3 protein-coding genes and 2 rRNA genes (1 of these 5 running past the window's edge) are annotated in these 6,432 nt (G+C 41.5%); all 5 read left to right on the top strand.

Annotation, left to right across the window (positions count from 1 at the left end; translation table 11 throughout):
* Positions 1 to 2,233 (top strand): 23S ribosomal RNA (locus DX522_RS01510); it begins 663 nt to the left of the window's first position.
* A gap of 150 nt (positions 2,234 to 2,383) precedes the next feature.
* A 5S ribosomal RNA gene (gene rrf / locus DX522_RS01505) occupies positions 2,384 to 2,499 on the top strand.
* 102 nt (positions 2,500 to 2,601) lie between these two features.
* Complete coding sequence (locus tag DX522_RS01500) at positions 2,602 to 4,368, top strand: ATP-binding protein (RefSeq protein WP_115179574.1); 1,767 nt, start codon at positions 2,602 to 2,604, stop codon at positions 4,366 to 4,368.
* Positions 4,369 to 4,407: 39 nt separating this feature from the next.
* On the top strand, positions 4,408 to 6,216 hold the full coding sequence (locus tag DX522_RS01495) for a tRNA(Met) cytidine acetyltransferase TmcA (RefSeq protein WP_115180871.1): 1,809 nt from the start codon (positions 4,408 to 4,410) through the stop codon (positions 6,214 to 6,216).
* Entirely contained in the window at positions 6,213 to 6,386 is a 174-nt protein-coding gene (locus tag DX522_RS11620) for a DUF5363 family protein (RefSeq protein ID WP_014065161.1), read from the top strand. The genes DX522_RS01495 and DX522_RS11620 overlap by 4 nt, the downstream gene beginning before the upstream one ends.
* Positions 6,387 to 6,432: the final 46 nt, after the last annotated feature.

The following is a 6,432-nucleotide window of genomic DNA, read 5'->3' as shown; positions in this document are numbered from 1 at the left end:
TAGACCCGAAACCCGGTGATCTAGCCATGGGCAGGTTGAAGGTTGGGTAACACTAACTGGAGGACCGAACCGACTAATGTTGAAAAATTAGCGGATGACTTGTGGCTGGGGGTGAAAGGCCAATCAAACCGGGAGATAGCTGGTTCTCCCCGAAATCTATTTAGGTAGAGCCTTGAGCGGACACCTTCGGGGGTAGAGCACTGTTTCGGCTAGGGGTCCATCCCGGATTACCAACCCGATGCAAACTACGAATACCGAAGAGTGATACTCAGGAGACACACGGCGGGTGCTAACGTCCGTCGTGGAGAGGGAAACAACCCAGACCGCCAGCTAAGGTCCCAAAGTCTATATTAAGTGGGAAACGAAGTGGGAAGGCTTAGACAGCTAGGATGTTGGCTTAGAAGCAGCCATCATTTAAAGAAAGCGTAATAGCTCACTAGTCGAGTCGGCCTGCGCGGAAGATGTAACGGGGCTCAAATATAGCACCGAAGCTGCGGCATCAGACGAAAGTCTGTTGGGTAGGGGAGCGTTGTGTAAGCGGATGAAGGTGTGTTGAGAAGCATGCTGGACGTATCACAAGTGCGAATGCTGACATAAGTAACGATAAAACGGGTGAAAAACCCGTTCGCCGGAAGACCAAGGGTTCCTGTCCAACGTTAATCGGGGCAGGGTGAGTCGGCCCCTAAGGCGAGGCTGAAGAGCGTAGTCGATGGGAAACAGGTTAATATTCCTGTACTTGGTAAAGCTGCGATGTGGGGACGGAGTAGGTTAGGTTATCGCACTGTTGGATATGTGCGTTTAAGTTGGTAGGTGGGAAGTTTAGGCAAATCCGGACTTCCTTAACACTGAGAGATGATGACGAGGCTCTACGGAGTTGAAGTAACTGATACCACACTTCCAGGAAAAGCCACTAAGCGAAAGGCTTTACTAAACCGTACTGAAAACCGACACAGGTGGTCAGGTAGAGAATACTCAGGCGCTTGAGAGAACTCGGGTGAAGGAACTAGGCAAAATAGCACCGTAACTTCGGGAGAAGGTGCGCCGGCGTAGATTGTAGTCCCTCGCGGGCGAAGGTTGAACCGGTCGAAGATACCAGCTGGCTGCAACTGTTTATTAAAAACACAGCACTCTGCAAACACGAAAGTGGACGTATAGGGTGTGATGCCTGCCCGGTGCTGGAAGGTTAATTGATGGTGTAATCGAAAGAGAAGCTCCTGATCGAAGCCCCAGTAAACGGCGGCCGTAACTATAACGGTCCTAAGGTAGCGAAATTCCTTGTCGGGTAAGTTCCGACCTGCACGAATGGCATAATGATGGCCAGGCTGTCTCCACCCGAGACTCAGTGAAATTGAAATCGCCGTGAAGATGCGGTGTACCCGCGGCTAGACGGAAAGACCCCGTGAACCTTTACTATAGCTTGACACTGAACATTGAATTTTGATGTGTAGGATAGGTGGGAGACTTAGAAGTAGTCACGCCAGTGATTATGGAGTCGTCCTTGAAATACCACCCTTTAACGTTTGATGTTCTAACGAAGATTACGAAACGTGGTCTCGGACAGTGTCTGGTGGGTAGTTTGACTGGGGCGGTCTCCTCCCAAAGAGTAACGGAGGAGCACGAAGGTTTGCTAATGACGGTCGGACATCGTCAGGTTAGTGCAATGGTATAAGCAAGCTTAACTGCGAGACAGACAAGTCGAGCAGGTACGAAAGTAGGTCATAGTGATCCGGTGGTTCTGAATGGAAGGGCCATCGCTCAACGGATAAAAGGTACTCCGGGGATAACAGGCTGATACCGCCCAAGAGTTCATATCGACGGCGGTGTTTGGCACCTCGATGTCGGCTCATCACATCCTGGGGCTGAAGTAGGTCCCAAGGGTATGGCTGTTCGCCATTTAAAGTGGTACGCGAGCTGGGTTTAGAACGTCGTGAGACAGTTCGGTCCCTATCTGCCGTGGGCGTTGGAGAATTGATTGGGGCTGCTCCTAGTACGAGAGGACCGGAGTGGACGCACCACTGGTGTTCCGGTTGTGTCGCCAGACGCATTGCCGGGTAGCTAAGTGCGGAAGAGATAAGTGCTGAAAGCATCTAAGCACGAAACTTGCCAAGAGATGAGTTCTCCCAGATTATAAATCTGTAAGGGTTGTTTAAGACTAAGACGTAGATAGGCATGGTGTGTAAGCGGTGCGAGCCGTTGAGCTAACATGTACTAATTGCCCGAGAGGCTTAACTATACAACGCTCAAGGGTTTTGGGTGTTGTAATGATACAAAGACGAAACTCAGAGAAGAAAGAGAAAGTATTGAAGGTGAATCAGCTTGTTTGGTTGTGAGACGCTAGAGATAGCGGAGCAGAGAGAAATAGAAAAGTTATTAAAGGAATAATCCTAGCGGCGATAGAGCGGTGGTCCCACCTGACCCCATACCGAACTCAGAAGTGAAACGCCGATGCGCCGATGGTAGTGTGGGGCTTCCCCATGTGAGAGTAGGACACCGCCAGGTAGTGAATGTAGAACCCGAGCTGAATGGCTTGGGGTTTTTGTTTATGGATTTTTATTAAAAACTCTATAGAATGATCTCAATTTTTATTTCTCAATATAAACAATGAAAAACTTTAGATATTTTGCACAACGCTATGTTGATTGGGTTATTCGATTAGGTCGAGTTCGCTTCTCTTTACTTGGTATCGCTATTCTTGCGATTTTGGCTCTTTGTATACAAATCTTATTAAGTACGCTTTTTAGTGATGGTATTGACTGGAGCGATATTGTTCGCTCGATCACTTTTGGTCTGTTTACTGCTCCTTTTGTTATTTATTTCTTTACGCTACTTGTTGAGCGATTAGAGCGTTCTCGTTTAGAGCTCTCTAAAACGCTTGCTAGATTAGAAAAAAATAGTCGTGATAAAAGTACTTTACTTGCAACAATTAGCCATGAGTTACGTACCCCATTAAATGGAATCATTGGTTTAAGTCGAATTTTATTAGATGATAAATTAACAGAACAGCAACAAAATTATCTCAATACCATTAATCTAAGTGCGATCAGTTTAGGCCATATTTTTAGTGATATTATTGATCTAGATAAGATTGACTCTAAACGCATTGAATTAAATATTCAGCCTTGTGATTTTCATTCACTACTTAATGATTTCTATAATTTTGGTACCTTAATGGCAGAACAAAAGGGACTAAAATTCTCTTTAAGACAGGATGAGAATTTACCTAATTGGCTTTATCTCGATCGTGCTCGCATCAGCCAAATTCTTTGGAATCTAATTAGTAATGCAGTGAAATTTACTGACAAAGGTGAAGTTATCCTAACAGTACAGAAAATTCAAGATAATCAGTATCAATTTAGTGTTACTGATACGGGAGCAGGTATTGCATCTTATGAATTAGATAAGATTTTTACCATGTATTATCAGGTCAAAGATAATATTCATCGTTCAGCAGGAAGTGGCATCGGTCTTGCAATTTCTAAAAATCTTGCGCAGTTAATGCAGGGGGATTTAACCGTTGAAAGTGAGTTGGATAAAGGTTCTACTTTTTATTTAACGATTATTGCGGATAAAGCTCAAGCTAATGATATGAATGCTGAAACAGCCATGCAGCATCTTTCTATTTTATTAGTTGAAGATGTTGAATTGAATGTGGTTGTGGCCAAAAGTATCCTTGAAAAGCAGGGGCATTATGTTGATGTTGCCATGAATGGTGAACAGGCGATCCGATTATTTGAGAAAAATACTTATGATATTGTTTTTCTTGATATTAAGTTACCAGATATGTCAGGCTTTGATATTGCATACTATCTACGTAAAAACTACGAAGAAGGGATTTATGATTTTCTCCCACCTTTAATTGCTTTTACGGCAAATGTGATGCACAGTGAAGAAGAATATCAAAATCAGGGTATGGATGGTGTGCTACGTAAACCTCTTTCTTTGACAGAATTGCGTCAGTGCTTTAAAACCTTTTTAGGGGATGACATCGAGACTACCTCTGATGAAGAAGAGCTCCCTCAAGTTCAGGAAGGCATCAATATTTCACTTATTGAGTTAATTGGAAAATCACAAGCTAAAGCTAATGTGGTGTTATTTAAACAATGGATGCCGATTTATTTAGATGAATTAGAAACAGCGTATGACGATTATCTTGCAAACTCAGATATGCAACAAACGGTGTCAGATGTTGCACATAAAATTAAAGGTGCAGCCGCATCGGTAGGACTTGTTAATGTTCAAAATATCGTAAAACAGGCTCAAGATACCTCATTACCAAATTGGACATCCGATATTGCTTCATGGATAAAGCAACTCAGTAATGAATGGACTCAAAATTTAGCTGAATTAGAAGCGTATTTAGAAAAGTAATTCATGACACGTCATTTTCAAATTTTAGTCAGTGAGAATATGCCGTCTAATTTGCCGGCAAATACCTTGATCATTAATGAGTTTTCTAAAATTCAAAATTTTCTTGGACAAGAGTTTGAGACGATCTTGTTTGATGCACGGAAAGGTATCCATTTAGAGGCACTAGCCATTGCGGCCGGTACATTGAAAATGAATGGTGCCTTAATTGTCTTGCTATCAAATTGGGAGGAACTTCATTCCCAAATAGATGAAGATAGTCTTCGTTGGTCGGGTTCGATTGAGGCAATTGCTACGCCAAGATTTATGGCATATTTTAAGCATTGTATTCTTAAATATGGTTTTCCCGTCCTTTATCATCAAAATGATTTAAAATTTAGCCGCACTTCTCAGCAGTTATTTGCAAATCATAACGCGACCTTAGATCAGCAGAAAATCATTGAGCAAATCTTACAAAAAGAATCTGAATTTTACTTTCTTACAGCCAAGCGAGGAAGAGGTAAATCAGCTCTAGCAGGCTTATTAGCGAATCAACTGAATACTAAAATTTACCTCACAGCACCGAATAAAAGTGCGGTTAAAATTTTGGCTGAATTTTCACAAAAAGAAATTATCTTTATTTCACCAGATGAGCTTTTCCTTGCTTTGCAAAATGATCCTTCTTTTTCTGAAAATGCTTGGCTTTTTGTTGATGAGGCGGCAATGCTGCCGATTGCTCAACTGAGCGCTTTTTCTCATCATTTTAAGCATATTTTATTTACGACTACCATCCATAGTTATGAGGGAACCGGGCGAGGCTTTGAGCTTAAATTTAAGCAAAAAATTAACCGCACCTTTTCTGACTTTGAGCTTATTGAACCGCTACGTTGGTCTAAAGATGATGTTTTAGAGGCGTTTATTGATGAGCTTTTATTATTGAATGTAGAGGATGACTTTAAACAAACGCCATACGACAAAAGCAAAATATGCCAAATCACTGAACGCTCACAAGAGGAAATACTTTCTTCGTTGCCTCAATTCTATGGCTTGATGACATTAGCTCATTATCGTACATCACCAGTAGATCTACGGCGATTGTTTGATGCCAATTCACAGTGTTTTTTTACCGCTGAAAGTGAGCGAAATTTACTAGGTGCAGTTTGGGCATTAAAAGAAGGCGGGATTGAAGATTCATCGATTATAGAGGCCATTAATCTGGGCACCAGACGCCCTAAAGGTAATCTTGTCCCGCAAGCACTTTGTTTTCATGCTCAACAACAAAAGGCTTGTGAATTGCATTCTTTACGTATTTCGAGAATTGCGGTTCAGCCTATGTGGCAGCAGCATGGTATAGGTGCACAACTCATTGAATATATTAAACAAAATACCAATTTGGCTTATTTATCAGTGAGTTTTGGTTATACCAAAGAACTGGCTAAATTTTGGCAGAAATGTGGTTTTTCTCTTGTTCATTTAGGTGAGCATTTAGAGGCAAGTAGTGGCTGTTATTCAGCTATCGCTCTAAAAGGTCTTTCTGCAGAAGGGATTGAATTAGAAAAAGAAGCAACGCAATCTTTTCAACGGAATATGCCTTTGTCTTTCCATCCCCTCGCTCAGGAATTTAATACCACACCTGTTGATTGGGAATTGATTGACGAAGATTGGCTAAGCTTGAAAAATTTTGCTTATTTTCACCGCACTTTAGCTTCCGCTTTGCCAGCAATTCGTCGATTTTTAATGAATTTAGATGAAAAAGATTGCCCTTTAATGAGAGATTATTTCATCACAAAACAGGTACCCTATAATAAGAAAAATGGGTTAAAATTATTACGTTCGGAGATTGCACAAAAATTAAAAAAGGAGGCAAGATGAGCGAACAAGAAAAAAAAGGTTGGTTCCGTAAAGCGGTAGATGAATACAATAAATTTTGCAGTGAACTTGGTTTAGATAAAGGTAGTTGTCGAGGTTGTATGCCACGCATTGAATTTGATGATGATGGTAAGGTAAAAAAAGAGAAACCACTAGAACCACTCAAAAAATAAAAGAAAACAGGGTTAACTAAACCCTGTTTTTTTATACAGATAAATA

This window comes from Haemophilus parainfluenzae, assembly GCF_900450995.1.
In the GTDB taxonomy this organism is placed as follows: domain Bacteria; phylum Pseudomonadota; class Gammaproteobacteria; order Enterobacterales; family Pasteurellaceae; genus Haemophilus_D; species Haemophilus_D parainfluenzae_O.
The sequence above is the reverse complement of the archived record's forward strand: the minus strand, read 5'-3'. Positions and strand labels throughout refer to the sequence as shown.